Origin of the sequence: Priestia sp. FSL W8-0001 (assembly GCF_038050335.1) — a bacterium.
Taxonomy (GTDB): domain Bacteria; phylum Bacillota; class Bacilli; order Bacillales; family Bacillaceae_H; genus Priestia; species Priestia flexa.
This window is the reverse complement of the sequence record NZ_JBBPAL010000001.1, coordinates 2,608,173-2,634,878: the sequence shown is the minus strand read 5'-3', so window position 1 is coordinate 2,634,878 and position 26,706 is coordinate 2,608,173. Positions and strand designations below refer to the sequence as shown.

The 26,706-nt window shown below is 36.4% G+C and carries 30 protein-coding genes, 2 pseudogenes and 1 riboswitch; of the genes and pseudogenes, 19 read left to right on the top strand and 13 right to left on the bottom strand.

The window, feature by feature from the left end:
• The first annotated feature begins 41 nt into the window (after positions 1-41).
• Positions 42-932, top strand: a complete 891-nt coding sequence (locus tag MKZ18_RS14050) for a YitT family protein (protein ID WP_239428863.1) — start codon at positions 42-44, stop codon at positions 930-932.
• Between the two features lie 334 nt (positions 933-1,266).
• Here MKZ18_RS14050 and MKZ18_RS14045 read toward each other — a convergent pair whose 3' ends face one another.
• Both MKZ18_RS14045 and MKZ18_RS14040 read right to left on the bottom strand, forming a co-directional pair.
• A complete protein-coding gene (locus tag MKZ18_RS14045) occupies positions 1,267-1,719 on the bottom strand; it encodes a hypothetical protein (protein ID WP_341344561.1) in 453 nt (150 codons plus the stop codon).
• Between the two features lie 39 nt (positions 1,720-1,758).
• Entirely contained in the window at positions 1,759-2,535 is a 777-nt protein-coding gene (locus tag MKZ18_RS14040; RefSeq protein ID WP_076512750.1) for a hypothetical protein, read from the bottom strand.
• A gap of 138 nt (positions 2,536-2,673) precedes the next feature.
• Here MKZ18_RS14040 and MKZ18_RS14035 point away from each other — a divergent pair, with 138 nt between their 5' ends.
• Complete coding sequence (locus tag MKZ18_RS14035; protein WP_225002391.1) at positions 2,674-2,982, top strand: hypothetical protein; 309 nt, start codon at positions 2,674-2,676, stop codon at positions 2,980-2,982.
• Positions 2,924-3,406 (top strand): alpha/beta fold hydrolase, encoded by a 483-nt coding sequence (locus MKZ18_RS14030; protein ID WP_235859259.1) that lies wholly within the window; start codon positions 2,924-2,926, stop codon positions 3,404-3,406. Before MKZ18_RS14035 ends, MKZ18_RS14030 begins: the two co-directional genes overlap by 59 nt.
• Before the next feature lie 319 nt (positions 3,407-3,725).
• On the opposite strand, the gene MKZ18_RS14025 is transcribed toward MKZ18_RS14030, so the two are convergent.
• Positions 3,726-4,322: a DUF3885 domain-containing protein gene (locus tag MKZ18_RS14025; RefSeq protein WP_025911418.1), complete on the bottom strand. Its 597-nt coding sequence runs from the start codon at positions 4,320-4,322 to the stop codon at positions 3,726-3,728.
• Positions 4,323-4,610: 288 nt separating this feature from the next.
• On the opposite strand from MKZ18_RS14025, the gene MKZ18_RS14020 reads away from it, so the two are divergent.
• Positions 4,611-4,952 (top strand): hypothetical protein, encoded by a 342-nt coding sequence (locus MKZ18_RS14020; RefSeq protein ID WP_225002392.1) that lies wholly within the window; start codon positions 4,611-4,613, stop codon positions 4,950-4,952.
• A 12-nt stretch (positions 4,953-4,964) separates the two neighbouring features.
• Here MKZ18_RS14020 and MKZ18_RS14015 read toward each other — a convergent pair whose 3' ends face one another.
• The 4 genes from MKZ18_RS14015 to MKZ18_RS14000 form a co-directional block, all read right to left on the bottom strand.
• Entirely contained in the window at positions 4,965-5,207 is a 243-nt protein-coding gene (locus MKZ18_RS14015) for a Ger(x)C family spore germination C-terminal domain-containing protein (protein ID WP_225002399.1), read from the bottom strand.
• Positions 5,208-5,325: 118 nt separating this feature from the next.
• Positions 5,326-5,871 (bottom strand): Ger(x)C family spore germination protein, encoded by a 546-nt coding sequence (locus tag MKZ18_RS14010; RefSeq protein ID WP_225002393.1) that lies wholly within the window; start codon positions 5,869-5,871, stop codon positions 5,326-5,328.
• Between the two features lie 156 nt (positions 5,872-6,027).
• On the bottom strand, positions 6,028-6,894 hold the full coding sequence (locus MKZ18_RS14005) for a spore germination protein (protein ID WP_251385416.1): 867 nt from the start codon (positions 6,892-6,894) through the stop codon (positions 6,028-6,030).
• A gap of 17 nt (positions 6,895-6,911) precedes the next feature.
• Positions 6,912-7,136 (bottom strand): hypothetical protein, encoded by a 225-nt coding sequence (locus MKZ18_RS14000; RefSeq protein WP_253347539.1) that lies wholly within the window; start codon positions 7,134-7,136, stop codon positions 6,912-6,914.
• 134 nt (positions 7,137-7,270) lie between these two features.
• Between MKZ18_RS14000 and MKZ18_RS13995 the strand changes: the two genes are divergently transcribed.
• Positions 7,271-7,672, top strand: coding sequence for a secondary thiamine-phosphate synthase enzyme YjbQ (locus MKZ18_RS13995; protein WP_025911415.1), 402 nt, complete (start codon positions 7,271-7,273; stop codon positions 7,670-7,672).
• 323 nt (positions 7,673-7,995) lie between these two features.
• Positions 7,996-8,121 (top strand): hypothetical protein, encoded by a 126-nt coding sequence (locus MKZ18_RS13990; protein ID WP_257788896.1) that lies wholly within the window; start codon positions 7,996-7,998, stop codon positions 8,119-8,121.
• A gap of 30 nt (positions 8,122-8,151) precedes the next feature.
• Here the strand turns inward: MKZ18_RS13990 and MKZ18_RS13985 are convergent, their stop codons facing one another.
• On the bottom strand, positions 8,152-8,817 hold the full coding sequence (locus MKZ18_RS13985) for a C40 family peptidase (protein ID WP_340842483.1): 666 nt from the start codon (positions 8,815-8,817) through the stop codon (positions 8,152-8,154).
• Positions 8,818-9,135: 318 nt separating this feature from the next.
• Between MKZ18_RS13985 and pfkA the strand changes: the two genes are divergently transcribed.
• The 3 genes from pfkA (at position 9,136) to MKZ18_RS13970 (ending at position 11,552) form a co-directional block, all read left to right on the top strand.
• Complete coding sequence (gene pfkA / locus MKZ18_RS13980) at positions 9,136-10,095, top strand: 6-phosphofructokinase (RefSeq protein ID WP_025911412.1); 960 nt, start codon at positions 9,136-9,138, stop codon at positions 10,093-10,095.
• Between the two features lie 314 nt (positions 10,096-10,409).
• Entirely contained in the window at positions 10,410-10,808 is a 399-nt protein-coding gene (locus MKZ18_RS13975) for a universal stress protein (protein ID WP_025911410.1), read from the top strand.
• Between the two features lie 12 nt (positions 10,809-10,820).
• Positions 10,821-11,552 carry an NAD-dependent protein deacylase gene (locus MKZ18_RS13970; RefSeq protein ID WP_025911409.1) on the top strand — a complete coding sequence of 244 codons (732 nt, stop codon included), beginning with the start codon at positions 10,821-10,823 and terminating at the stop codon, positions 11,550-11,552.
• A 30-nt stretch (positions 11,553-11,582) separates the two neighbouring features.
• Here MKZ18_RS13970 and MKZ18_RS13965 read toward each other — a convergent pair whose 3' ends face one another.
• Positions 11,583-11,825, bottom strand: coding sequence for a hypothetical protein (locus tag MKZ18_RS13965; protein WP_025911407.1), 243 nt, complete (start codon positions 11,823-11,825; stop codon positions 11,583-11,585).
• Positions 11,826-12,064: 239 nt separating this feature from the next.
• Positions 12,065-12,165: riboswitch (SAM riboswitch) on the top strand.
• 80 nt (positions 12,166-12,245) lie between these two features.
• Here MKZ18_RS13965 and MKZ18_RS13960 point away from each other — a divergent pair.
• The 3 genes from MKZ18_RS13960 to safA all read left to right on the top strand — a co-directional run bounded on the left by MKZ18_RS13960 (position 12,246) and on the right by safA (position 16,306).
• The gene (locus MKZ18_RS13960) at positions 12,246-13,373 is read left to right on the top strand and encodes a 5-methyltetrahydropteroyltriglutamate--homocysteine S-methyltransferase (protein WP_025911406.1); all 1,128 of its coding nucleotides are present in this window, start codon (positions 12,246-12,248) and stop codon (positions 13,371-13,373) included.
• An 848-nt stretch (positions 13,374-14,221) separates the two neighbouring features.
• The gene (locus MKZ18_RS13955) at positions 14,222-15,568 is read left to right on the top strand and encodes a hemolysin family protein (protein WP_251385413.1); all 1,347 of its coding nucleotides are present in this window, start codon (positions 14,222-14,224) and stop codon (positions 15,566-15,568) included.
• Between the two features lie 111 nt (positions 15,569-15,679).
• Positions 15,680-16,306, top strand: a complete 627-nt coding sequence (gene safA, locus MKZ18_RS13950; RefSeq protein ID WP_076512815.1) for a SafA/ExsA family spore coat assembly protein — start codon at positions 15,680-15,682, stop codon at positions 16,304-16,306.
• A 45-nt stretch (positions 16,307-16,351) separates the two neighbouring features.
• On the opposite strand, the gene MKZ18_RS13945 is transcribed toward safA, so the two are convergent.
• The 3 genes from MKZ18_RS13945 to MKZ18_RS13935 form a co-directional block, all read right to left on the bottom strand.
• Positions 16,352-17,458, bottom strand: a complete 1,107-nt coding sequence (locus MKZ18_RS13945) for a mechanosensitive ion channel family protein (RefSeq protein WP_144594021.1) — start codon at positions 17,456-17,458, stop codon at positions 16,352-16,354.
• Positions 17,459-17,627: 169 nt separating this feature from the next.
• Positions 17,628-18,347, bottom strand: a complete 720-nt coding sequence (locus MKZ18_RS13940) for a DUF421 domain-containing protein (RefSeq protein ID WP_025911396.1) — start codon at positions 18,345-18,347, stop codon at positions 17,628-17,630.
• A 96-nt stretch (positions 18,348-18,443) separates the two neighbouring features.
• Complete coding sequence (locus MKZ18_RS13935) at positions 18,444-19,064, bottom strand: LysE family translocator (RefSeq protein WP_061785269.1); 621 nt, start codon at positions 19,062-19,064, stop codon at positions 18,444-18,446.
• Positions 19,065-19,281: 217 nt separating this feature from the next.
• On the opposite strand from MKZ18_RS13935, the gene MKZ18_RS13930 reads away from it, so the two are divergent.
• A complete protein-coding gene (locus MKZ18_RS13930; RefSeq protein ID WP_144594022.1) occupies positions 19,282-20,133 on the top strand; it encodes a VOC family protein in 852 nt (283 codons plus the stop codon).
• A 29-nt stretch (positions 20,134-20,162) separates the two neighbouring features.
• Here MKZ18_RS13930 and MKZ18_RS13925 read toward each other — a convergent pair.
• Positions 20,163-20,623: pseudogene (locus tag MKZ18_RS13925) on the bottom strand (TSUP family transporter).
• Positions 20,624-20,782: 159 nt separating this feature from the next.
• Between MKZ18_RS13925 and MKZ18_RS13920 the strand changes: the two are divergent.
• From MKZ18_RS13920 to MKZ18_RS13895, 6 genes and pseudogenes are all read left to right on the top strand, one after another.
• On the top strand, positions 20,783-21,748 hold the full coding sequence (locus tag MKZ18_RS13920; RefSeq protein ID WP_061785268.1) for an NAD(P)H-dependent flavin oxidoreductase: 966 nt from the start codon (positions 20,783-20,785) through the stop codon (positions 21,746-21,748).
• 118 nt (positions 21,749-21,866) lie between these two features.
• Complete coding sequence (locus MKZ18_RS13915) at positions 21,867-23,153, top strand: ATP-binding protein (protein WP_340842486.1); 1,287 nt, start codon at positions 21,867-21,869, stop codon at positions 23,151-23,153.
• Between the two features lie 92 nt (positions 23,154-23,245).
• On the top strand, positions 23,246-24,262 hold the full coding sequence (locus tag MKZ18_RS13910) for a LacI family DNA-binding transcriptional regulator (RefSeq protein WP_340842488.1): 1,017 nt from the start codon (positions 23,246-23,248) through the stop codon (positions 24,260-24,262).
• 89 nt (positions 24,263-24,351) lie between these two features.
• A pseudogene (locus MKZ18_RS13905) lies at positions 24,352-24,723 on the top strand (glycogen debranching N-terminal domain-containing protein); the annotation flags it as partial.
• A gap of 176 nt (positions 24,724-24,899) precedes the next feature.
• Positions 24,900-25,805, top strand: coding sequence for an N-acetylmuramic acid 6-phosphate etherase (gene murQ / locus MKZ18_RS13900; RefSeq protein ID WP_062686967.1), 906 nt, complete (start codon positions 24,900-24,902; stop codon positions 25,803-25,805).
• Positions 25,806-25,820: 15 nt separating this feature from the next.
• A complete protein-coding gene (locus MKZ18_RS13895) occupies positions 25,821-26,678 on the top strand; it encodes a MurR/RpiR family transcriptional regulator (RefSeq protein ID WP_025911383.1) in 858 nt (285 codons plus the stop codon).
• The last annotated feature ends 28 nt before the right edge of the window (positions 26,679-26,706 follow it).

The window sequence follows — 26,706 nt, the reverse complement described above, 5'->3', positions numbered from 1 at the left end:
AGAATGTTGTGATAAAATCAAAGAAAGGAGTGGATGTCCCAATGCTGCCCGTTGAAGAAGAAAAGGTAAAAATAGTGCATCGGTCTTTACCTCGCAAAATGATTATTAAGCGTGTGTTACTTATTTTATTTGGAGCTATATTAATGGCGGTAGGTCTGGAGTTTTTTCTAGTACCTAATAAAGTCATTGATGGAGGTATTGTTGGAGTGTCTATCATATTGTCTCATTTAACAAATTTAAAACTTGGGGCGTATATTTTTGTACTAAACTTACCTTTCTTTTATATAGGTTATAAGCAAATCGGTAAAACGTTTGCCTTATCAACTCTTTTTGGCGTCAGCATTTTATCTATTGCTACATACGTTTTTCATCCACTGCCGGTGCTAACAACAGATCCGCTTTTAGCAACGGTTTTTGGAGGTATCGTTTTAGGTATTGGGGTAGGAATTGTGATTCGGTACGGTGGCTCTTTAGATGGGACAGAAATTCTAGCTATTTTATTTAATAAGAAAACGCCTTTTTCCGTTGGCGAAATTATCATGTTCTTTAACTTATTTATCTTAGGAAGTGCAGGGTTTGTGTTTGGATGGGACCGTGCTATGTATTCGTTAATGACTTATTTCATTGCTTTTAAAACAATTGATATTGTTATTCAGGGGTTAGACGAGTCAAAGTCCGCTTGGATTATTAGCGAACAGTACGAACGAATTGGTGAAACTATTTTAGCAAGGTTAGGCAGAGGAGTAACGTACTTGAAAGGAGAAGGAGCATATACGGGTGATGATAAAAAAGTAATCTTTTGCGTTATCACAAGATTAGAAGAAGCAAAGCTAAAAGAAATTGTTGATGAAATTGATTCAACTGCATTTTTTGCGGTAGCAAATATTGCTGAAGTAAGAGGAGGGAGGTTTAAGAAAAAAGATATCCACTAAGTATAGAAAGAGGCTAAGACGTAAATAAATGTTCTCTTCTCAAAGACGAGTCATGACGTTTCTAAAATCGTTAGGGTGTAAGAGCAAGTCCATTCCATTGCGCTGCAGATACTGGCTTTCCACGGGGAGGAATTTGAACCTCCTCGCTGCGCTGCGGGGTATCAACCTTCCCTCTCTTTCTCGCAGGAGTTGAATGTCTTACGCTCCATTTCACTAGTTTTTTAAAGGTGTTTTCCAAACCGACAGAAAATACCTGAACTATCAAAAGAAGTTAACTTGCGCTAGTTCGGATAGATGGTTGACAGAAATGCTTATGTCCCAACTTCTTTTTGCTCTATGAAAGAACAGCTAATCCCTTGGAGAAGTTTGTTTTTAATATTTTAATTACACGATCTGTTTGTTCTGGTATACACTCTACGATTAAAATCACTTCCGCCGTTTGCTCACGCTTACTTCGCTTTTTAACAACTCTATAATAAATAAAGTTAATTAAAAAGCCAATGATAAACCCTGAAGCAGCACCAATCAATCCCCAGTATATAGGTCCCCATGTTAAGATGAATCCAACGCTTACGCCTATAACTGCAAAAGCTGTTGCCAGCCCAGCAGCGATGTCAAATAAGCTAATGCTGTCTGATTGATGAATACTATCGAAAAGTAAAAAATGATCATCTTTTACTTCTAGTGGGATGGCTAAAATTTGGCTTTTAGGAATACCACTGCGCTCCAATGCTACAATGGCGAGCTCTAGGTAAATTGAGTGATTAAAAGTAGAGAATACTTGCATAATGGGCTCCTTACTATATCGGGATTTAGCGTATAGAAGCTATAATCGCTGTTTTAATGAAAAGCGGTATTGCTGATAGTTTTGTGAAAGAAAGTCAGCCTGTTCACGATCATATAATTTATTGTTCTCAATGGTGTTAACATAGGCATCATAGGCGCTAAAACCATATATAGAAGGAAGAAATAAAAGCCATTCTATATTTAAAACGCTTGTTGAACTTGGGATGTCTCCTAAAAATAGAAAATGAATCGCAGGAAGAAATTGTGATTGATAAAAAAATACGACTACCCAAATTAAAGAGAAGAAACCTATGATAATTCGGTGAATATAAAGCTGACCAGATCCCGGCATGAGTATGGACCACATGACGGCTACTAGGGGGCTTCGTTTATCAAGGTAGTTGACTTCTAAAGCGCCCATTTTAAAGATATCAAAAGGTTCATTTTGATGTTCAGCCAGCACGTACACTTTGTTTATGTCGATGGTTGTGCGATAGCTATCCCAAACGGCAAATAGATAAACAGGGATATATAAAAGCGCCCATCGAGTATCCAATATGCTTTTGGCTTCTTCTAGCCTACCAGTAAAAGAATATACCATTGCAACATTAATGTTGGCATGAATATTTGTATAAACCTCCCAAATGAATAAGAGCAGCCCTGTAATGTTTTTAGATAACAAAAGATGACCGAAGCCAGGAAGAGCCGCCGACCACCAGGCAATGATATACGGATTTCGAAGGTGGAGCTGAGTTGTGCCAAACAAGCTAACATAGGCTTTATGTCGCTTGTGCGTTTGGTAAGTAATATGCTTCATACAGAATTCCTTTGCTGGTTAATTTGTTTTATTGTTCCGTAGAACCATCATTTTCATTCATAAAGATGCATTTTTGCTACAAGATAATGTAAAGTATGTGCATGTTCCATTCGATAGTATAAAGAAAAGAGGAATTTTATGTTTAAGCGATTACTTAAAGTACTAGCGGTAGGAGTTTTGGTTTTATTTGCTGTCGTGGTAGCATTCTCTGTCATTTGGACACAGTTTGATTACAAGCCTTCTCAAGAAGTTGAAAATTTAGGTGTCCCAAAGCAAGCGATACAACGAGATGGCTACCTACTTTTTCAGCCAGATGATAATACTGATATAAAAGGTGGCTATATTATTTACCAAGGTGCAAAAGTAGAAGCAATGGCATACGGTTATTATGCAACAGGAAATCGCAAAGCAAGGATATCTAGTAGAGATAGTAGATGCGCCTTTTAATGTTAGTTTCTTCTCAAGTAACAAGGCAGAAGAAATCATGAAGGAACACCCTACTATTAATAATTGGTTTATCGGAGGACACTCTTTAGGAGGAGTTGTAGCGAGTTCTTATGCGTACAATCATCAAAGTAAGGTAAAGGGACTCATTTTATTAGCTTCCTATCTAATGAACAAAAATGACTTTTCAAACACAAATTATCCAATTTTATCATTAACAGGTGACAAAGATGGTTTATCAACGCCTAATAAGATTTCTGAAACGAAGCATTTATTATCAAAAAATACAAAAATAGTAAAGTTAAAAAGAGCAAATAATGCCCAATTTGGTCTATATGGTGAACAAATTGGGGACAATAAAGCGACTATTTCTCCTGAAGAACAACAAAAGCAAACGGTTCAATGGCTTAATGAGCAAATAAAATAAAGAGACTGAGACATAAGTAGTTCAGTCCTTACTATACCTGAACGATTGAGAGTTCATAACTTTAATCGTTCAGGTTTTTTGTTGATTGTGAAAACAATGTTGGAAACAGGGTGGAATGGAGCGTAGGTCACTCGACTCCTGCGGGAAAGAGAGGGAAAACGGAGATCCCGCAGCGCAGCGAGGAAGCTCAGGTTCCTCCCCGTGGAAAGGGAGTGGCCGTAGCGCAATGGAACGAACGTGTTGAGACAAACTAAAGAGATGGGAACAGCTAGCGTTCGTCTTTTAGAAGCAATCATTTTGTTATGTCCCAAACTCTTTGTTAGCTTATTGGAGAATGTTCAGTAGCATCCATATCTAAAATCCATTCGTTAAACTTTTCTTGTAGTAAACCAAGCGAACGTTGATTATTAGATACGACATCCAACGCTCGATCATCATAGAGATGAAAAATTGTTCCTTTGCTTACGTTGATAATGTAACATTCCTCTTCAATCGCAGGTTGGATATGTAAATCGCGATTCGCAATAGATTGTAGTAGTTGCTTTTGCTTTAAGTCAGTTGGCCTGCAGGCAATTGCATACTCATTTTTAGTTGATAATAGCTGTACGCTTGTCTTTCTTAAGCGAGAGCGAATGAATTTTTTCATTAATATATCAGTGCGCTTTAGAAAGGATAGTTCAGCTTTTGAAGATGGCGAACGAAATACAACGATGAGCTCATCATTTTCATCATGAAGTGCTTTAAAAATTTGGTATGTGCGTTTATAAACATTTTTCATATACCCTTGTTCCCACACGCGCTTTTGGTTTGTTAGCTTGAATCGGATGCCTATTGGTGCATTGTAAAAAAGCGGTTTTCTCATTTGGATATCAGGAAATAAGTGAGATAAATATGATTGTAAAGTAAGATTGTTCATACGCAACACCCTATCTATTCGTAAAGTTTTTACCTTTTATTGACTCAAGTGTAGCATGAAGTCGATTGAAAATGTGAAGTGCAAACCTGATTTAACGGAAAGGTAATACAACTGTTATATTTCCATTCAAATTCTTATAAAAGAAAGGTGTTTTTTACAAATTTGTCGTATTAGTAACGTACATATCTCTATGTCAATCACTCTGAATAAAAATGACATAGTAGAACGTTTTTGCTCACGCAGAATTTCACTTGATAATAGAGCTAACCATATGAAAAGTAGGTGAGGATGATAAAAAAACAGATTTTGCTAGTCGTAGGCGTTACGTGTTTATTATTTGTGCTAATTTTTTATAAGACTATTTTTCAAGAAGGAAATCCGATACCCTTAGCAGTGGGGATGGCAAAAATGAAAACAGGAAATGAAAAGGTAGTTCAAGTTTCAGATAAACCAGAGAAGTATTTAATTCACTCCGATGATTACCTATCGTTTATTAAAGAAATGGATAAAAAAGGTGATACGTTTCAATACCAGGAAGATGAATTATTTTATTTTGATCGAGAAGAAAAGCGAGCTTCTTTTGAACGAAAATCATACACCAATCGCTACATGATTATGGAACTAAAGTAAGACAGCGACTAATTAGCCGCTGTCTGTTTTTGCTCCAAAATCTTCAATTGTAACGTCAACATGATAATCAATAGTAGAGTTTGAAAAAATAGTATCCCATTCTTTTCGATGTTTCTTCCAAAATGCAGGGTGGTTGATTCGTACATACTCTCTAAATTCAGGTGCATCTGCTTCATAATCAGATTGGAGCTTGTTAAGTATTTTGTTTGTATCTGATTGGATAATGTTCTCTACATTTTTTTCAATATGGTTAATAAAAGAAGGAGATAGCTTTTGGTCAGTAGCATCCCAATCTTCAGATAACCGTCCTGATGTCTTTTTCTAATTTTGAAACACGTTGTACTAAAAAGCTTTGGTCCGTTTTTAACTTAGCTCATATTTCTCCCAATGATAAGGTGGGAAGAATTTTATTGGTCCGATACCTATTTTCAACTAAATCATAAATGACATTGACCGGTGGAGTATCCATTCCTTTAATCGTTAAAATAGCCTTTGCTTGGCCATTTGTAACAAAAACAAGGCAGCTTCTGCGAATTTCATTATCCCTAGCAAGCTGATCCATTAGAGAGTCTAACTTGAAGGTCTTCCCAGCTGTTTCACCAAATACTAAAATACGCTGATGCTGACTGAATAAAGGGTCTTGCTTCAATGCAATGTTCCTTGTAATTTCATGTACTGTGGGTCCTATTGTTACAATGTTTTTATACGGTGAAGATGAGGAAGAAGATACCCCACCACGGTCTGGAGATATAAGAGTTTGATGAGTGAGCATAAGGTTATGCTGAGACGTCTTTTCTTTCACCGTGTCTAAGGAATCCATGCCAACGCCAATGACGAGTAAGAGTTGTTCAATGTTTCGGTGTCGAGAGCAACCCACTAATATGATTATCATCATGATGACAGCTAAATATTTATTCATATTCTCCTCACTCGTTTCTTAATTAGCATAATTGATCCTAAAAAAAATGGAACTGCAAGAAATATAATAAAAAAAGCCCAGCTTAAAAGGTCAGCAAAAGCAATAACGTCTCCAGCCGTTTTAGGGAGGAGTGACCCTACTACAATAACAACCCTACTACAATAACAACCCTCCTACTAATCCAACAGTCTGCCCAACAGGTGTTGGGAGGCGAAGTCCGGCTTCTCTTAACAATTCGATGGTCACTTCCATTACCATCGCTTCAATAAAAGGTGAAAATGGTACGTCTTCTCGCGTGGCTGCAATGGTAATGGCAAGCTCAGTGGGAAGCAGCCCTTGATGAAAAGAAACAAGGCTAATATAAATGGCTGAGAAAAAGAGCGTAATGAAAATTGAAATATAGCGAAGAAGGCGTAAGAGAGAACCTGCCAACCATCTTTCGTAATAGTCACTGGGCGATTTCATAATCATGTCAATTGTTGTTGGTACTAATAGAGCAAAAGGTGAACCGTCTACAAAAATTGCAACTCTGCCTTCATTAATAGCAGCTAAGACGCGGTCAGGTCTTTCTGTATTTTGGACCTGTGGAAAAGGAGAATAAGGAGCTTCTTCGAGAAATTCTTCAATCATTCCAGAACCTTGAACATTATTAAGATTAATGTTTTGAAGTTTTTGGCGAACTTGATTAACGATATGAGGTTGACATTGCTTTTTATGAAAAACAATTGATGTTCGATGAAGCTGTTCTTCTCCAATGAAAACATCCTCGACCGTTAAGTTTGCATCACTTGCTCTTTGCCTTAATATGCCGATATTTTCTTCTGAATTTTCAATTAACGCAACCTTTGGACCACGCACAACTTTTTCGGTCGTTGGTTCACTCCACGTACGCTGTTTAGCTATTGTCATATTTAAAGAAAAAGCCGTTGTACGATTATGAATAAATAATAAAGGTTCTCCTTTAAAAAAAGCAGTGAGAGCTTGCTTGTACGTATAAACTTCACTGCTTTCAACAGTTGAGATAAAGGAATCCCAACGATCTAGCGTGTTGGCTGGTGATGAGGTTTTTGTTTGAATCGAATCATTTTTTCTGTTAATTGATTCAGCTTTTCGCTGTCTACAAGCCCTTGTAGATAAAGAATATAAACAAAATCAGTAGATGAAATCCATAGCTTTTTTGAAGCTATGTCACTGCTACCACCTGCTAATTCTAGAAATGTCTTAACAACGTACTCTGTATCTCGTTGAAACGTTGAATTGAGCAAGTCTTCATCACCTTTACATTATTAGTAATATATTGAGTTCAGTAGTAAAAAACAGTACGATAAAAAAGAATATATATTAGTCTTTACGAGTTCAATAGGTGTTATGCTAACTAATCGAAAAAGGACGTGAAAACATGCTACATTCATTTAAACTTCAAACGAGTAATCGCGATGAGATGATTGATTTGACAAGTCAAGTGGAAACAGAAATTAAAAAGCATCAAGTGAAAAGCGGAGTAGTCACCGTATATTGTCCACATACGACCGCTGGTATTACAATTAATGAAAATGCAGATCCAGATGTAAAACGTGACATGATTAGAAGATTTGACGAGGTATATCCTTGGATTGATGAAAAAGATCAGCATTTTGAAGGGAATACAGCTGCCCATCTAAAGGCAAGTACAGTTGGTTCTTCGCAACAACTTATTATTGAGAATGGAAATTTATTATTAGGAACGTGGCAAGGGATTTATTTTTGTGAATTTGATGGCCCTAGAAACCGTACATGGTATATTAAAATTCAAGCAGATTAAAAGAAGAGGCTGGGATATAAGTAATTCAGCCAATGATAAACCTGAACGATTGAGAGTTCCTCATCTTTAATCGTCCAGGTTTTTTTGTTGATTGTGAAAACAATGTTGGAAACAGGGCGGAAAGCGAGTGGCCGTAGCGCAATGGAACGAACGTGTTGAGACAAATCAAAGAGATGGGAACAGCTAGTGTTCCTCTTTTTGAAAATTTGTTTTGTTATATTCAACCCTCTTCTTTTAGCATGTCTTCTTTTTTTGATTTTTTGTTATAAAACAAAAGATAGATAATATATATGTTATATAACAGAAAAAGGGAGAGATCTTGTGTGGAGCAAATTACAATTAAACAAGAAACAGAACAAGAACAAAATGAAAAGACAAATTTTACGTGGGTAGATGAATATCCAACTGTATTAGATATTATTAATGAATACTATAGTTTTTGCCGTTAAAAAAGCCAACGCAAGTTGGCTTTTTGTTATTTAACGAATTCTTTTTGCACCAATATAACGCTTGCTCCAATAGCTATCTTTTAATGAAGCAACTGAAACACCTTTTGAAGATGAGCTATGTAAAAATTGATTGTTTCCCATGTAGATACCGGCATGGGAAGCGCCTTTTTGGTATGTTTGGAAAAATACAATGTCCCCAGGCTGTAAGCTTGTAACTCGTGTCCCTTTTTTATAAATCTCTGCTACAGTTCGAGGTAAAGTAATGCCAGCGCCCTGCTTGAATGTATAACTAATAAAGCCACTGCAATCAAATCCTCTAGGAGTTGTTCCACCCCAGCGATATGGTACCCCTACATACTGCTTTCCTTTATTAATAACTTTTGAAGCATTAAATGTAGAAGTCTGTGAAGAAGTTTTTACTCCAAGCTTTGCATATGTGCTTTTTCCAACAACTCCATCGGCAGACAATCCATTTTTACGCTGAAATGATTTAACTGCATTTGATGTAGCTGGTCCAAAATAAGTTGTTGTATTGCCAGTGAAATAACCTTTTTTCTTTAAAAGCTGCTGTAATTGCTGAACATCCTGATTTCTCATTCCTTGCTTTAATGTTTGATCACCTAGCGCAGCTTGGCTGACTAAAGGGCTAGCAAATAAAAAGCTAGCGAGGGTAAAAACCGCCACAAATTTCTTCATAATGGGCCTCCATCAATTTTTCATCAATTTTCGTAAAATAATCATAACACCTTTCGACAGATGGAAACGTTACATTTTCATTACAAAATATGAAAAAAATGAAAATTAGAGTGAGCAGAATGATGTGTTTTGATTTTGAGAAATAGAAAAAAATTGAATATTTAGCTGTTAATAACTAAAACATATGAAAATGTAAGGACATTTAAAAATAATAATAGAAATCTGTTGTGAATTACTACACAAATACTTTGTAGTCATGTAGAATGTAAAAATAGAATACAGTGTCAATTGATTTGACTTTTGATGAGGTGAAAAGTAATGAAAAGAATAGGTGTATTAACAAGCGGCGGTGATTCTCCAGGAATGAATCCTGCGGTTCGTGCTGTTGTGCGTAAAGCGATTCATGAAGGAATGGAAGTTTATGGTATTTATCAAGGATATCAAGGGTTAATTGAAGGGAATATTCGAAAGCTTGAAGTTGGTGATGTTGGTGATATCATTCAACGCGGTGGAACAATGTTATATTCTGCAAGATGTCCAGAGTTTAAAACAGAAGAGGGACGCCGTAAAGGTATTGAAAACCTAAAGAAGCATGGTATTGAAGGTTTGGTTGTAATCGGTGGAGATGGATCTTACATGGGAGCTGTTAAGCTAACTGAGCTTGGTTTTCCATGTGTAGGTATTCCAGGAACAATCGATAATGACATTCCAGGAACAGACTTTACTCTAGGTTTCGATACAGCTTTACATACTGTTATCGATGCAATTGATAAAATTCGCGATACGGCTACTTCACATGAACGTTCTTTTATTATTGAAGTAATGGGACGTAATGCTGGAGATATTGCTCTATGGTCAGGGCTAGCTGGAGGAGCTGAAACAATCTTAATTCCTGAAGCGAAAGATGAGTTCCAAGAAATGGTGGATCGTTTAAAGAAAGGCCAAGAGCGTGGTAAGAAACATAGTATTATCGTTGTTGCTGAAGGTGTAGCTACAGGAAACGAAGTAGCAAAACAGCTTGAAGAAGCTGCTGGAATTGAAACTCGCGTTACGGTTCTAGGGCACATTCAGCGTGGTGGATCACCAACAGCACAAGATCGCGTGTTAGGAAGTCGTTTTGGTGGCCGCGCCGTTGAGTTATTAATGGAAGGTAAAGGCGGGCGTGCAATCGGTATCCGTAAAAATGAAATTGTTGATTATAATATTATGGAAATCCTAGGTGAACCTCATCATATTGATGAGCGTATGTATCAACTATCAAAAGAATTATCAATCTAAACGATATAAAGGCGAGACTTCTTATAGAGGAGTTTCGTCTTTTTTTAGTTTCAAACCAGTACCTTCACAATGCTTACACTTTTTTGTGTAGAATATGCCAGGAATAATCATTACTTTCCCAAGCCCTTTGCAAAAGGTACATATCAGCTCAAACCCCATAATGCCATCATTCCTTTTATTTAGTATAGCATTTCTGTTTATTAGTATAACACAAAAGCGTAAAAATTTTTAGAAAATTTAATTTTTATATCGCTTTCTTCAATGGAATAAAAAATAGTAGAGCTGTTATAATTGATAGAAAAGGAGTGAAGGACATGTTTAAGCGAATTTTATTAGCTTCAGATGGGTCTGAACACGCTGCTAGAGCAGCTGAAAAAGCGGTTGCTTTAGCCAGATTAACTGATCGAAGCTTTGTTCAAGTGATATATGCAGTAGAAGGAGATAGTAGGTTAAACACGCTTGGAAAAGATGAAGCAAGAGAAAAGCGTATCCAAACAACACAAGAAGTTTTAGAGAAATCTGATATAGAGTATGAAATTACGTTTATTCATGGAGATGCTGCTAAAACAATTATTCAATTTGCTAACAACAATCGCTTTGATGTTGTAGTAGTTGGAAGCCGAGGCTTAAATCCAGTAAAAGAAATGTTTTTGGGGAGCGTGAGCCATAAAATTGCTCAACATGTGAAGATACCCGTATTGATTGTAAAGTAGGAGAGAGCGCCAATGAATATGCAAGTTGAAGAGTTAAAGAAACGAATTGGAGAGGCAAGTCGGATTTGTGTCTTTACGGGAGCGGGAATAAGTACAGAGTCGGGCATACCTGATTTTCGCTCGCAAAACGGATTGTATCGAAAAAACCTAGAATTTTCAGATGTGATTTCTACTTCTTTTTATCAGAACAATCCGGTACTTTTTTGGGAGCTATTTAAAGAGATTTTTCGTGTGAAGCTGCTTGATGAATATGAACCTAACTCAGGTCATTACTTTATAGCAGAATTAGAAGAAGAAAAGACCGTGCATGTGATTACACAAAATATTGACGGCTTGCATCAGAAAGCAGGAAGCACGAATGTATATGAAATTCACGGAACAATTAAGCGAGCACATTGTCAAAAATGTGGAAGTGAGTTTGGGTTAAATTTTCTAACCAAAGTTGAATTACCGAGCTGTACGTCGTGTGAAGAGGCACTAAAGCCCAATGTAGTTTTATTTGGAGATTCAATTCACTGGTTTGAAGAAGCTGTAGAGGCAGCTTTACAAAGTGATTTATTTATTGTCATGGGTTCATCTTTGCAGGTAACACCCATTAATCAAATTCCTTTATTAGTTAGAAAACATGGTCAGGTACCAATGGTCATTATTAATAAAGAGCCAACTTACTATGATTATGTGTTTGATAATCAAATACACCTCCCAATCGGTGAAGTTGTAACGGCTTTAAAGAGTGGGAAGTGAAAAAGCACGCTACGGGCAGCGTGCTTTTTTTTAAACTTCAAAATAGATAGCGAAGCAGAACACAGAAATGACCAGAAAAAACGCTGAATGCAACTTGCTTTCTTTAAACGTCAAAACAGCTTCAATAAATAAAAATAAACTTAGCATTAATTGAATGTATGGTAAATAAGCAATATAGTTGGTAGAATCACTGTTCTGAAAAGCGATTATTCCGTATACCACAGCTCCGATTAAAAAGGCATATTTTAATAGTTGTAATCCTTTAACTAACATCTTTGTGAGGTTCCTCCTTATTTAAAACCTAGGTCACATGATTATAACATATATTATATAGATGTAGACAACTAAAGTGACGCGATATGTTTGACCACGGTCTATCTTTCATGAACTCAAAAGGATATGAACCACTTCTGAATACTGAATAAAAAATTTTTTATTTCTGATTTTTCAAATTCCTTGTTGACAGACTAAGAAAGTAGGTGTAATATTTTCCCTAGTTAATTAATTGAATATTCTTATCTCGAGAGGCGGAGGGACTGGCCCTGTGAAGCCTCGGCAACAGACTGTTAAAGTACTGTGCCAATTCCAGTAGCAATTTGCTTGAAGATAGGAGAAGAACCAATAACGACTATTAACCTCTTCTTATCTTTAAGAAGAGGTTTTTTATTTTGAACAGAAAGAGGGAATAGAACCATGACAAAGACATTAGTGAAAGCTCCATTTAAAGCTGATCATGTAGGGAGCTTTTTAAGAACAACTCCTCTCAAAGAAGCAAGAGAAGCCTATACAAATGGTCAGATCAGTAAAACGACTTTAAAATCTGTAGAGGACCAGGAGATTGAAAAGCTTGTCCAAAAACAAATCGAAGTGGGACTTAAATCTATCACTGACGGAGAATTTAGACGTGCATGGTGGCACTTAGATTTCTTATCAGGTCTAGATGGTGTAGAAGAGTTTGAAACGGAGTATATTAGTCAATTTAAAGGTGCCAAAACAAAAAATAAAGCAATCAAGGTAGTTGGTAAAGTAGATTTCAACCATCATTATATGCTGGAACATTTTACATTTTTAAAAGAAGCTGTTGAACAATATGGTGATGGAAGCCAAGTTGCTAAGTTTGCTATTCCAAGTCCCAACATGTTATTCACTCGAATTCAAGAGGATACTTACTACAATGGGGATAGAGAACAGTTTTATCATGACACGGTAGTTGCTTATCAAAAAGCAATTCAAGCTTTTTATGATGCAGGCTGCCGCTACTTACAGTTAGATGATACTTCATGGATTGATTTTGTTTCTGAAGAACGTATAGATGCAGTTGTTGAGAAGCTGGGTATGGATGTAAAAGATATTATTGATACGAGAGTCAACTGCTTAAACGATGCGATTTCTAAAAAGCCGGAGGATATGGTCATTACGATGCACATTTGTCGCGGAAACTTTAGATCTACGTATATTACCAGTGGTGGCTACGATACTATTTCAGACGCAATTTTTGCTAACTTGCATGTAGATGGGCTTTTCCTTGAATATGATGATAATCGTTCAGGAGATTTTGAGCCATTAAAAAGTTTTACACGTAACAACCAAACAGTTGTATTAGGACTAGTAACATCTAAATTTCCTACATTAGAAGATGCAGAGGTTATTAAACAAAGAGTTAAAGAAGCGAGTGCATCTATTCCTCTAGAAAACTTGTCACTGAGTCCACAATGCGGGTTTGCAAGTACGGAAGAAGGAAACGAACTAACAGAAGAAGAGCAATGGAATAAAATTAGTCACGTCATTAAAATTGCTCAAGATATTTGGGGCGCTAACTGAAGAATAAGAGTTGTTTCTTAATTTTACATAAGAATCCAATTAGATCTTTCTTTTCGTTGTAGTAAAATTGGAAAAAGCTGCGTTTATAAATGATGCAGCTTTTTTTGTGTATTGATAGCGTAACTGCAAATTATCTACAGGTAACATAATATTTATTGGGTAAGATAGCGAACTGTCACGCTAAAGAAACGAAAGATTCTTGATAGATGTATTTATCTTGCAGAATGCTTAAGTTTCAGAGTTGACTCGCAATTGCCTTAAAGGTATTGTATACACACCAAATGTCGAATAGTTTATTTCTTCATATAATAAAAATAATCAGTGATAAGTAGTTTAAGGAACTCATACTGTAATAATAAGTGAAAATTCTGTCATTATCGAAATGTAAAAGCTGAATATGTGAAAGGAATGTTCTTATTGGGAATCAGGAGTAGACTAGGGTTGTTTTTGTTAGGCATTTGTTTAAACGCAATTGCATTCGTTAGTCTTATCATGGAATTGAGTTTAGTTCCCATTCACGCAAGAAACGCAGGTGATTACCTAACAGTATTTTTAAGTGAGATGCATATTTTTCTCTTTTTGATAGGCGTGATATGTGTTATTGTAAGCTTTTATATGCCTGTGAACAGTAAAAAATAGAAGTGTCTTTTATAAAAGGTGTAAAGTATTTATACTTAAGATTCGTGTTAGAACACTGGCTAAAAGGTTTGACGACACAGTTTTTTACATTTAAAATAAAAAGAAATAACTATTTAGCAATAAAAAATGTTTTAAACTTTTAATCACTTAGGAGGTGACTCCTTACTCGTACTATTACGAGCTAAGGAACTTGATTGGACATATTTAACTTGATTTTATTAGCGGTACTGATTGCATTAACTGCCTTTTTCGTTGCTACAGAATTTGCAATTATTCGAATTCGTAGCTCTAGAATCGATCAATTAGTGGTGGAAGGGAGCAAAAATGCAAAAGCTGCGAAGCAAGTTATTACCAACCTAGATGAATATTTATCCGCTTGCCAGCTGGGAATTACAATTACAGCATTAGGCCTTGGGTGGTTAGGTGAGCCTACTGTAGCTCATATGCTTGAACCACTTTTTGAGCAACTTGGTATTGAAGGAGGGTTATCTACCATCATTTCAGTTGCTATCGCGTTTGCTGTCGTTACGTTTCTACATGTGGTAGTTGGAGAGCTAGCTCCTAAAACGTTTGCTATTCAAAAAGCTGAAGCGGTGACTCTATTATTTGTAAAGCCGCTAATATTCTTTTATAAAATCATGTATCCTTTCATCTGGGTACTTAATGGCTCAGCTCGCTTGCTAACAGGTTTATTTGGACTAAAATTAGCATCAGAGCATGAATTAGCACATAGTCAAGAAGAGCTTCGCATCTTATTATCAGAAAGCTATAAAAGCGGTGAAATTAATCAATCAGAATTTAAATATGTCAGTAAAATCTTTGACTTTGATGACCGAGTGGCAAAAGAGATTATGGTACCACGAACAGAAGTGGTCTCAATTGATCAAGAAGATACGATTGAATATATTTTAGATATGGCAAAAGAAGAGCGATTCACTCGCTATCCTATTATTGATGGCGATAAAGACCATATTGTTGGTTTGCTAAACATGAAGGAAATCTTAACTGAGCTTGTTATGAAAGATGTGCAGTCAATTCATTTAAAAGATTATATTCGTCCAATTATTCAAGTGGTTGAAACGGTCTCTATTCACGATCTACTGCTAAAAATGCAGCGTGAACGCATTCAAATGGCGATTTTAGTTGATGAATATGGTGGTACAGCTGGTATTGTAACAATTGAAGATATTTTAGAAGAAATCGTTGGTGAAATTCGTGATGAATTTGATACGGATGAAAAGCCTCTCATTCAAAAGGTGAAAGATTATCATTACATTGTGGATGGTAAAGTGCTTGTAAGTCAAATTAATGAGCTGCTTGGCATTCAAATTGATGATACAGAAATCGATACGATTGGTGGCTGGGTATTAACAGAAAAATATGATGTAAAGCAACAGGATATTATTACGTTTGAACAGTATGATTTTAAAGTGAAGGCAATGGAAAATCATCATATTCAATACGTGGAAGTCATCAAGCGACGTCAGGTAACCGAAGTTGTTTCAGAACCAATGCCAATCCCTGAAGTCGATCCTTCACAGGCGCTATCTTCATAAAAAACGCACGGTTAACCGTGCGTTTTTTTGGTATAAACTATTCTCTAAAATTAGTAGTATAGGTGATTATTACCGCTATTAATCTGTCAAAAAATTTGCTTTAATATGATTATGAAAACTTTATTAAAATTCTCATCAATTACAATGTTGTCTGTCACTCTTGTTTTTGGATTAGATCATACTGCTCAAGCATCTACAGTACATACTGTTCAATCAGGAGATACTATGTGGAAAATTGCAGTGAAATACCAGGTAGGTGTTCAAGAAATTATTGATGCAAACCCAAGTATTTCGAACCACAATGTAATCTATCCTGGTCAAAAAATCAATGTACCAAGCGTAAATACTACGGTTCAATCATTTGAAGAGCAGGTTGTAAAACTTGTGAACGAAGAGCGCGCAAAAGTAGGGGTAAAACCGTTGAAATCTAATTGGGAAGTAGCGCGAGTAGCTCGCTATAAATCTCAAGATATGATTGATAAAAACTACTTTAGCCATACTTCTCCTACATACGGAAGTCCTTTTACTATGCTGAAAAACTTTGGTATTTCCTATAAAACAGCAGGTGAAAACATTGCTGCTGGACAAGCGACACCAGAAGCCGTTGTGAAGTCATGGATGAACAGCGAAGGGCACAGAAAAAATATTTTATCCAGTAGCTTTACAGAAATTGGAGTAGGTTATGTTAAAGGCGGAAGCTACGGACATTATTGGACACAAATGTTTATCTCAAAATAAAATAGAAAGGAGAAAAGGTTGCTAATTTATTTAGCAACCCTTTTTTTATCCGCGAGATCTTTCTAATATATTTGTATCTTGTTTAATGATATCTTCAGATTGTTGCACTACAAGAGCACGAGTTGGAAAAGCAAAGTCAACTCCTTCTTCTTGTAAAATGTCCATAATTTTAAAGTTTATTTTTTCTTTTACCTCTAAATAGTCAGCATAAGCCGTTGTGTTAGAAAAGAAGTATAGCAGAACATCAAGGCTCGATTCGTTAAAGGTTTCAAAATTAACAATAATCGTTTCCTTATGAATATCTTCATCTTCCATCAGCATTTGCTTAATCCGCTCAACTGAGGTTTCCAGCTTTTCTTTAGGTGTATTATAATTCAATCCTAAATGAAATGATATTTGACGTTTCCCCATTTTAGCCCAGTTTACAATAGGCTCATTTGATAGGGTTGCATTGGGAACTGTTACAAGCGCTTGAGCAAACGTTCGCACCTTTGTGCTTCGAAATGTAATATCTTCAACCACGCCTTCAACGCTTGGTGTTTTAATCCAATCTCCAATTGTAAAAGGCTTTTCTGTAATAATAACAACTCCGCCAAAAAGGTTGCTAACCGTATCTTTAGCTGCAAGGGCAAATGCTAGCCCTCCGAGTCCTAAGCCGGCTACGAATCCATTAACGTTGAAGCCCCATTCTTCACCAATAATGGAAGCAGATAAAACGACAACGATAATGCGAATAAATTTCTCAACAAATGGAATAACAATACGGTCTACTTGAACATCAAAATTTTTGGAGAAAGTTGAGAAAAAGAGAGCCGTTGAATCCGCTAGGTTGTAAATTCCCCACCCTGCGAGAATAATAAAAGCAGAACGTATAATCTGGCTTTCACGCTCAGCCGTTAAAAGTTCAAACGGTAGATAAGGGAGCGCAAGCTGAATACCAATGATTACAAAAATCCACCTCATTGGCTTTTCAAATGCTTCTAAAATACTTGTGATAAGGTCAATTTTTTTATTCTTAACAAACCCGATAATAAATTTAAATAAATAAGTTGTAAACAGTTTACGCAGCACAAGGAAAATTAAAAAAATCCCAACTGCTAAACCAATATTTTTCCAACCATCAACAGATGATAGTGAGTCAACAAAGTCCATATAAACCTCCTAATACGCAAACAATCTTGTATCTACTAAAATAGCATAACTTCACGGTTAAAGCTATAAAAGTCCATGCTGTACATTTATTCAGAAATATTTTTAAATAAAGCTTATCATGAAGGACTTTACTATGTACTTATTTTAGTAAATAAAATAAGCAAATCTTTTAATGATGTAGCGGCGGGGCCGGATTTATTGGTGAATATAGTGATACATGTAGTTTACCCTCATCAGTCAGTGAAGCAAAGAAAATATCAGAGAGATTTTCAATATCTCGTGTTTTTAACTCGCTTAATAACCATTCTTTTGTCTGGTTGCAGTAAGTTAATACTTCCTCGTATATCTTTCCTTCAATAATTAAGGGATAAGCAAGATCTAATTGGTTATTTGCAATTTGCAAATCATCACGCGTCAAAAATTCTTTGGACGCTTTTTTTTGAACGGTTAATTGCCCGTTGGATTCAATAACAGCGATTTTAACAACACTGATATCAAAGACGTTACTTTGGCGAAGCATATATAAAATATTATCAATTGAGTATCGAATGCGTTTAAGATTCTCAATTAAAAATGCACCATCTTTAATGACAACAATTGGTTCAAATGTAATCTTTTTTCCAAATGAGCGCGAGTGAATCTTAAAGTAAGCAATAATTTTCTGGAAAATGGCAATCATAACAATTGCGATCGCTGTATGGATATGTTCAACTTTTGGGTCAGCAATATCTGCTCCTACAACAGCGCCAAGAGACATTAAAATAAGAAAGTCAAAGATGGGAAGCTCGCCGATTGAGCGTCTGCCCATAAACAGCGTCATAATAAGCAAGAGAGGTAAAATAGTAACAATTCTAGTCAATAGAATGAGGGAATCTTTTAATAAATCCATTGTAAAACTCCTTACTTTCTTAGGCTTTTCACTTAGTATGTATAAAAAAAGAGTTAATATGAATGAAAAAAGAAGCTCTGTATAAACAGGCTTCCATTAGTGATCTGTAAATAATAATTTCAAACCTAAAATGCCAAATACTGTACCTTGTATATACTTTAGTGATAACTGCACGTGACGGTTGTTTTTTGCACGCTTTCCAAGGTAAGAAGCGAAAAGTACTACAAGAGAAAAGACAACTAACGTTTCTAAAATGAAAATCATGCCGAAAGAGAACATCTGTAGGCCTACATGACCTAATGATGGGTTCACAAACTGAGGTAGAAATGTAATGAAGAATATAGCTACCTTTGGATTAGACAGATTGGTAAAAAAACCTTTTTTGAAAAATTGCGCTGTATTCATCTGAGTGGAAGTTAAAGATAAAGGCTCGGTTTTAGAACGAAATGACTGAATAGCTAAAAATAAAAGATAAAGCACGCCAACAATTTTTAAAATATTAAATGCTAATACGGACTGCTGAAAAATAATAGATAGCCCTCCAGCTGCCAAGAGCGTATGAATGAAAGTACCGGTAATGGAACCTAGTACTGTTTTCATTCCTGCTTTAACACCTGAGGTTAAGCTTTGAGTCAAAACAAATAGCATGTCTTGACCGGGAATTAATACAATTGTTAATGAAACAACTATGTAAGATAAAATCCAAGATAATGTCATAGTCACCCCTCCTGACATTGATTAAATCATGTCTTTATGACGATTCTCAAGAGTCTGTGCTAATGAAGTAATAAAGTAGTTTATTACTAAAGTAAAGGAATAAAACGACTTGACGAATTTGTCTGATATAAATATAATTTACTTACATAAAGTAAGTGAATTATATAAAATAAATATTTGGGATTCCATTTTATATGAAAAAGAAGGAGAGAAAGAAATGTCATTTCATCAAAAGCCTCATACATTCGTTAGTCAGGTTGCGCTTCGTGTAAATAATATTTTAAAATCGCTGCGTTTCTATGAAGAAGTGCTAGGTTTTCAAGTTCTAACAAAATCCAGTATGAAAGCCGTATTAACAGCAGACGGAAAAACACCTCTCGTTACATTAGAGCAGCTTTCTAGTCCAGAACCAAAGCAGGAACGTAAAACCGGTCTTTATCATTTTGCCTTATTATTACCATCACGCGCAGCCTTAGGTGAGATTATTCGTCATTTAGTTAAAACAGGGTATCCAGTGCAGGGGGCTTCGGATCACTTAGTTAGTGAAGCGATATACTTAGCTGATCCTGAGGGGAACGGAATTGAAATATATCGAGATCGATCTGATGCTAATTGGGAGTGGAATGATGATGAAGTTAAAATGGCTACGCTTCCCCTTGATGCTCAAGCTGTTTTAGCAGAAGCAACAAATGAAAAGTGGGAAGGGTTACCGGCTCATACAGTAATGGGGCATATTCATTTGCACGTCGCTGACTTAGAAGAAACGAGAGCGTTTTATGAGAAGTTAGGGTTTGATGTCGTTAGCAGTTTCCCTAACCAAGCATTGTTTATGTCTACAGGACGATATCATCACCATATTGGAGTGAATATTTGGAACGGAAGAGGCGCGAATGCACCGTCTGAAAAAAGTCCTGGAATGAAGTATTTTACAATTGAGTTTCCAGATGAAGAAAAGCGAGAGGTAGTGGTGGATCGTTTGAAAGACATAGGCGCAGTAATTAGTAAAGAAGATCAAGCTATCTTTACAAAAGATCCTTCACAAAATCAAATAAAGCTAGTTGTTCAATAAACTAAAAAAGCGCATGGGAATGCGCTTTTTTATATAATAAGCAAAAAGCCTGAAAAAATAGGTAAAGCAACAAGAGATGTTTTTAACACGGGTGTTGGTACGCGTTTTGTAAACTTGGCACCGATATATGAACCTACCATTGTTCCTACAACTACCTCAAATAATAATTGAATATCTAAGAAGCCCTGTTGATAATAACCTGTTCCTCTGGTATAAAGCTTGAAAAGTGCGAGCCGAGCCATGCTCCTAAAGCCCCTACAATCCCAACAATAATGCCTGATTTAAGTGAAACGTTTCCTTCACGATAGTGGCTGATAGCAATTGAAAGAGAAGAGAAAATCATTGCTGCTAGAGCAGTGGCTAAAGCGATATGAACGGGAACATTAAAAAATAATGTTAAAAGAGAGATAATAAATCCAGAACCTCCTGCTCCTACAAAGCCTAGAATAAGCCCAACAGCTAGCATTGTTAAAATAATTGAAATATGCATTTGAAGTATGCCTTCTTTTCATGCTGATTTCCACTTTTATTCTAACATATATTTAGCTTCACGAAAGACATAGAAGAAAGGAGGGAGAATATAGTAGAGGTACTAGGAACTTTTTGGCATAATGAAAGATAGGTTTGGTGTGAAAGGGGAGAACAATTAATGAAAACACGTGTTACGGAGTTACTAGGAATTCGCTATCCAATCGTTCAAGGCGGCCTTGCTTATCTAGCTTATAGTGAGCTAGCCGCAGCTGTATCAAACGCAGGTGGACTTGGACAAATTACGGCTATGACTTTAAAGACAAAAGAAAACCTTACCCGTGAAATTCATAAGGTTAAGGCGCTTACTTCTTTTCCTTTTGGTGTTAACTTTGCTGTTGGAGGGCAAACCGGCACTTCTTATGAAGAACTTTTAGAAGTAGCAATTACTGAACAAGTACCGGTTGTTTCTATTACAGGAGCGAATCCAGCGCCAATTATTGAAAAGTTAAAGGGCACTAGTATTAAAACGTTGGTGCTTGTCTCTAACGTAAGGCAAGCACAAAAAGCAGAAGAGCTAGGTGCAGATGCGGTTATGGCTGTTGGTCAAGAAGCTGGTGGGCATATTGGAAGAGATGATTTAGGAACGATGGTACTGATTCCTAGAGTAGCTCAAGCAGTGTCCATTCCTGTATTAGCCAGTGGGGGAATAGGAAACGGCCAAGGTCTTTTAGCAGCATTTGCTCTCGGAGCAGAGGGAATTGAAATGGGAACAAGATTTATTGCTACAAAGGAATGTGTACACGCAGGCGAACGTTACAAACAAGCAATTGTTGAAGGGACCGAAAGAGACACGATTGTTATCAAGCGTTCTTTGGGTGCACCCGGGCGCGTATTAAAGTCAGATTATACGCTTTCTATTGTAGAACGTGAGCATATGGGAGATCGGTACGAAGAATTACAAGACGTAATTAGTGGAAAAGCTAACTGCCGTTATATATACGAAAACAATGAAAAAGAAGGATTCGGCTGGGCCGGACAAGTTATTGGCTTAATTTCAACTATTCCAACTGTACAAGAACTTTTTAATCAAATGATAGAAGAATATGAAACTGCTCGCCATAGAGTGAATCAAATATCGCAATAATTCAACCAAATTTGTAACAAATTGTGAAAAAGCTATTTAAAAAAAGGTGAGAATGCAGTATTCTAACAAGTAGATAAGCAGAGCTAGTTGAAGAATATGTTGAAAGACCGGTGAATGAATGAGCTTTTTCACAAAAGATTTGTTAATTAACTTTTTATTTATATTATTACCATTATTTTTAGTTCAAATGTACTATTTATTAAAGTATGCAAAACAAATAGATTGGTTGAAAAATTGGACGATAGCAATATTTCCAATCCTTTCTATCTTGTTATGCATGCTTTTTCCTGTTGATGCCGTTATTGTCCCTGATAGATATAATATTGACCTTCGACGTATCCCATATATCTTAGGAACACTGTATGGGGGAGAGGGATTTGGAACCTTTCTTTTGGTATTGATTTTAACCATACGTTTTTTAATAGGCGGAGTAGGATTTTACGTTACGTTAATATCTTTACCAATTTTAAGTATCCCATTATTCATAATTGCGAAGAAATATTTAGCCATGTCTTTGCAACAAAGAATCATAGCAAGTACATTAATAAGTCTCGTAGGTGCACTTTTGGCTATGGGAGTCTCGATTTTTGTTTTTGATATTGCGCTGCCAACTTTTTTGTGGATTGAATTTGTTTGCTTAGATGTAATTGGTACGCTAGTTATTACGGTTCTATGGGAAGCTATTCGAACCAATCTATCAATTCTTAAACGATTGGTGAAAGCTGAAAAACTAGAAGTCGTCAGTCACCTAGCTGCAAGTATTTCACATGAAGTGCGCAATCCATTAACTGCTAGTCGAGGTTTTATGCAAATGCTAGGGGAAGATGAACAAAATCCCATAAAAAAGCGGTATTTATCAATTGCAATTGATGAACTTAATCGTGCGAAGGATATTATTGATGATTACTTACTCTTTGCAAATTCAGCCCCTGAGCGACCGGAACAAGTAGATGTAGGAGTAGAAATTCAACATGTTTTACAAATTATTAAACCACTTGCAAATATGAACGGTGTCGTTTTACCGCCTCCCTCTCTTTTGCATGGGCAAGCTAAGGTGTGTGGAGAACGAAAGAAGCTTCAGCAGTGTTTTATTAACTTAGTCAAAAATAGTATTGAAGCAATGCCTAATGGAGGGAAGCTCGAAGTAAAGCTGAAAAAAAGCGGAGAAACAGTTACGGTAGAGATTCATGATACGGGGTGTGGAATGACGAGTGAGCAGATTAGCCGGTTAGGCGAACCTTATTTTACAACCAAGGAAAAAGGAACGGGCCTAGGAACAATGGTTTCTTTCCGCATTATTCACTATATGCAGGGGAAGGTTCACGTGAAGAGTGAAAAAGGAAAAGGAACATGCTTTTCAATTGAGCTACCACTTTGTACAAAAACAGCACCTAAAATAGATTAATTTGATTTAGGTGTTTTTTTGTCTTGAAAAATCATTTTGAAAGCGTTACAATGTTCTCATAAGTTATCCGAAACGTTTTGGAGGAAGTGTAATTGACAACTATAAAAGATATTGCGAAAGTTGCAGGCGTCTCTATTACGACGGTATCTCGTGCATTAAATGGGTATTCCGATGTGAATGAAAAGACTAGGCAAAAGATTATAAATGTAGCTAAGAAGCTGAATTATAGCCCAAACACTTTAGCTCGTGGTTTGGTCATGCAAAAGTCGAAGACAATCGGTCTACTTGTTTCAGGAATTAGTCGAGAAAGTGTCAAAGATAATTTTACGTTTGAAGTTTTATGTGGAGTAAATGAAAGAGCCTCTCTTTTAGGCTATGATTTAATTTTATTTAATACCAATACAACAAAACAACGCGAAAAAACGTATACGCAGCTTTGCAAAGAAAGAAGAGTGGATGGGGCAATCATTCAAGGAATTAAAAAGGATGATCCGTATCTAACGGAAGTGCTTGAAAGCAACATTCCCTGTGTCCTTGTCGATATCCCGATTCGTTCCAATTTAGTTGGTTATGTGACAACAGATAACAAGCTAGGGGCTAAGAAAGCAGTTGAACATTTAGTGCAATTAGGACACGTGCACATCGGAATGGTAAAGGGAAGTGAGGATGCGTTTGTGAGTCAAGAAAGGCTTAGAGGGTATCTAGACACGTTGGAAGAGCATGGTATTGATATACGTGAAAATTGGGTTGTAAACGGGGAGTTTGAAGAAGCCGTTGCAGAACAACAAGCGTATGAGCTATTAAAAAATAACGAAGAAATCACATCTCTTTTTTGTGCAAGTGATTTGATGGCATTAGGTGCATTAAAGGCTTGTAAGCGTTTAGGGCGAAGTGTACCTGATCAGATTTCTATCGTGGGCTACGATAATATTGTGCTTGCTGCTTACTCATCACCTCAACTTACAACAGTAGGGCAAGAAGTGTATCAGATAGGATATGAAGCCGCAGATTTATTGATTGAGATATTAGAGAATCGTTCTACAAATATGGAGCGATATTTAGAAACAGAACTTATTATTAGAGAAACGACAGCTAAAAGCCACGAATAAGTGGTTTTTAATACAAGGAAAATCCGAAACGTTTCGGATTTTCCTTGTGAAGTAAATCCAAAACGTTTTGGTAAATAGGAGGAGGAGTAATGGATTATCGTGTAATTAAAGAAAATGATTTATTTCTGTTAACAGATCAAATGGGAAATATAACCAAAAATCATCAGTACGGTTTAGGTTTGTATACGAAGGACACTCGCTTTTTGAGTGGACTTAACATAAAGATAAATGGTGAGGATCCAATTCTATTAGCTTCAGATGCTGATGAAAATTATATGGCAACTATTCGATTAACCAATCCCCATATAAAAAATGAAGAAAACCTTATCTTATGGCGTGAATCAATTGAAATTTTACGTGAACGCTTTATTTATGACGGGGTTTTATATGAAACAATTAAGCTCAAAAACTACTTTCCAAAGCGTGTAGATTTTACGATTACAGTTCATATACAGGGGGAAAATAAATCGGTGCTTAGAAGCATGTGCAGATTGTTAATCAGCGCATGTTTTTTTTACGTAGAAAAGAAAAAGTTCTATTTGAAATTTTATTTTAATAAGTTTAATTAGTTATTGAAATTTTATTTTAATGAAATTATAATGAATGTAAATTTAACTGTTTTACAGGAGGAAAAGTCATGGACAGAAACCTAACAATACTAACAACAGAATCTCGCAACGAACGCACAATGAATATCGATGCTGAAAATACAGCTGATATTTTACGTATTATGAACGAAGAAGATCAAAAAGTAGCTGTAGCTGTTAATGCAGTTTTACCAGATATCGAAGCAACCGTTGAATATGTCGTCCAGTCTTTAAAAGCCGGTGGTCGACTCATTTATATCGGCGCTGGTACAAGTGGTCGATTAGGTGTTCTAGATGCTGTCGAGTGTCCTCCTACTTTTAGTACGCATCCATCCGCTGTACAAGGAATTATGGCTGGAGGAGCAGGTGCATTTACAAAAGCGGCTGAAGGAGCAGAAGATAGTGAAGAAGGCGGTGTGCAGGATCTACAAAGAATTGAATTAACAAGCGCTGATACGGTTATTGGAATCGCTGCTAGTGGAAGAACCCCGTATGTAATTGGAGCTTTGCGGTATGCGAAAAGCATTGGAGCGAAAGCCATTGCCTTATCGTGTAATGAAAATGCAGCTATTTCGCAAGTGGCGGATCGAGCAATAGAAGTAATTGTAGGCCCTGAAATTTTAACAGGATCAACACGTTTAAAGTCTGCAACAGCTCATAAAATGATTTTAAATATGATTTCAACGGCTTCTATGATTAAACTCGGAAAAGCATATGGAAATTTAATGGTTGACGTAAATGTAAGTAATTACAAGTTAAAAGAACGAGCAGTTGGAATTATCGAAAAAGTAACAGCAGCACCATATGAAGAAGCGAAAAAAGCGCTAGAAGAGGCTAATAATGAAGTGAAGACAGCTATTGTTATGATTAAAACGCAAACAACAGTTGAAGAAGCACGAACTCTCCTAGAAAAAAATGATGGGTACGTTAGAAAAGCAATCGAGCGCAGCAAGTGAAAAGGAGAGAGAAAAATGGCGACAGGCGGATTAAGAATCATTCACGCTCTACTTCCACAGCTACCTGCTTCTGAGAAGAAAATCGCAGAATATATTTTAGCTCAACCTGAAGCCGTGATGGATTACACAGCTGGTGAATTAGGTTCATTAGCAGGTGCTAGCGGAGCTGCTGTTATTCGCCTTTGTAAATCGTTGGGTGTAAAGGGGTTTCAAGATTTAAAGGTTCGGATAGCAGGAGATTTAAGCACAAAAGTGGAGCAAGGATATCGTGATATTACACCTCACGATACGATACAATCTATTGTAAAAAAAACAACAATTAATAGCGTTCAAAGCATTAGTGATACTTCTGAGCTATTACAGCACGAAGAAATTGAAAGAGCCGTTAGCGCTTTAAGCAAGGCAAGAACCATACACTTTTTTGGTGTTGGAGCTTCTCACATCATTGCCATGGATGCGCAGCAGAAGTTTTTACGAGTGAATAAGGGAGCGACAGCCTTTACTGATGTGCATATAGTAGCGACTTTAATTGCAAATGCAGGAGCTGATGATGTTGTCGTAGGGATTTCTTTTTCAGGAGAAACATCTGAGGTTATTAATATTTTATCCTTAGCAAAAAAGCGAGGTTTAACAACCATTAGCTTAACAAAGCAAGGGTTATCGTCAGTATCAGCTCTAACAGATATTTCACTTCATACTTCCTATACAAGAGAAGCGCCGTTTCGAAGTGCAGCTACTTCATCAAGGTTGGCTCAGCTTTACGTCATTGATACACTGTTTTTGGCCATGGCAAGTACGAAATATGATGAAACTGTTGGATATATAGATCGTACAAGAGAAGCAATTCAATTCTTAAAAGATAAACAAAAGTAAGGTTCTATACATCAAAACTTTGGAGAAA

Bases quoted from the DNA above. Each gene is read 5' to 3' on its own strand.
- MKZ18_RS13940 (WP_025911396.1), bottom strand. From the start codon at position 18,347: ATGGATTTATTAAAAGATTCCCTCATTCTATTGACTAGAATTGTTACT.
- safA (WP_076512815.1), top strand. From the start codon at position 15,680: ATGAAAACTTTATTAAAATTCTCATCAATTACAATGTTGTCTGTCACT.
- MKZ18_RS13970 (WP_025911409.1), top strand. From the start codon at position 10,821: ATGAATATGCAAGTTGAAGAGTTAAAGAAACGAATTGGAGAGGCAAGT.
- MKZ18_RS13965 (WP_025911407.1), bottom strand. From the start codon at position 11,825: ATGTTAGTTAAAGGATTACAACTATTAAAATATGCCTTTTTAATCGGA.
- MKZ18_RS14010 (WP_225002393.1), bottom strand. From the start codon at position 5,871: ATGAATAAATATTTAGCTGTCATCATGATGATAATCATATTAGTGGGT.
- MKZ18_RS13895 (WP_025911383.1), top strand. From the start codon at position 25,821: ATGGCGACAGGCGGATTAAGAATCATTCACGCTCTACTTCCACAGCTA.
- MKZ18_RS13995 (WP_025911415.1), top strand. From the start codon at position 7,271: ATGCTACATTCATTTAAACTTCAAACGAGTAATCGCGATGAGATGATT.
- MKZ18_RS13915 (WP_340842486.1), top strand. From the start codon at position 21,867: ATGAGCTTTTTCACAAAAGATTTGTTAATTAACTTTTTATTTATATTA.
- murQ (WP_062686967.1), top strand. From the start codon at position 24,900: ATGGACAGAAACCTAACAATACTAACAACAGAATCTCGCAACGAACGC.
- MKZ18_RS13945 (WP_144594021.1), bottom strand. From the start codon at position 17,458: ATGGACTTTGTTGACTCACTATCATCTGTTGATGGTTGGAAAAATATT.
- MKZ18_RS13920 (WP_061785268.1), top strand. From the start codon at position 20,783: ATGAAAACACGTGTTACGGAGTTACTAGGAATTCGCTATCCAATCGTT.
- MKZ18_RS14020 (WP_225002392.1), top strand. From the start codon at position 4,611: ATGATAAAAAAACAGATTTTGCTAGTCGTAGGCGTTACGTGTTTATTA.
- MKZ18_RS13930 (WP_144594022.1), top strand. From the start codon at position 19,282: ATGTCATTTCATCAAAAGCCTCATACATTCGTTAGTCAGGTTGCGCTT.
- pfkA (WP_025911412.1), top strand. From the start codon at position 9,136: ATGAAAAGAATAGGTGTATTAACAAGCGGCGGTGATTCTCCAGGAATG.
- MKZ18_RS14035 (WP_225002391.1), top strand. From the start codon at position 2,674: ATGTTTAAGCGATTACTTAAAGTACTAGCGGTAGGAGTTTTGGTTTTA.
- MKZ18_RS13935 (WP_061785269.1), bottom strand. From the start codon at position 19,064: ATGACATTATCTTGGATTTTATCTTACATAGTTGTTTCATTAACAATT.
- MKZ18_RS14050 (WP_239428863.1), top strand. From the start codon at position 42: ATGCTGCCCGTTGAAGAAGAAAAGGTAAAAATAGTGCATCGGTCTTTA.
- MKZ18_RS13985 (WP_340842483.1), bottom strand. From the start codon at position 8,817: ATGAAGAAATTTGTGGCGGTTTTTACCCTCGCTAGCTTTTTATTTGCT.
- MKZ18_RS14040 (WP_076512750.1), bottom strand. From the start codon at position 2,535: ATGAAGCATATTACTTACCAAACGCACAAGCGACATAAAGCCTATGTT.
- MKZ18_RS14025 (WP_025911418.1), bottom strand. From the start codon at position 4,322: ATGAACAATCTTACTTTACAATCATATTTATCTCACTTATTTCCTGAT.
- MKZ18_RS13975 (WP_025911410.1), top strand. From the start codon at position 10,410: ATGTTTAAGCGAATTTTATTAGCTTCAGATGGGTCTGAACACGCTGCT.
- MKZ18_RS14045 (WP_341344561.1), bottom strand. From the start codon at position 1,719: ATGCAAGTATTCTCTACTTTTAATCACTCAATTTACCTAGAGCTCGCC.
- MKZ18_RS13960 (WP_025911406.1), top strand. From the start codon at position 12,246: ATGACAAAGACATTAGTGAAAGCTCCATTTAAAGCTGATCATGTAGGG.
- MKZ18_RS14030 (WP_235859259.1), top strand. From the start codon at position 2,924: ATGCAACAGGAAATCGCAAAGCAAGGATATCTAGTAGAGATAGTAGAT.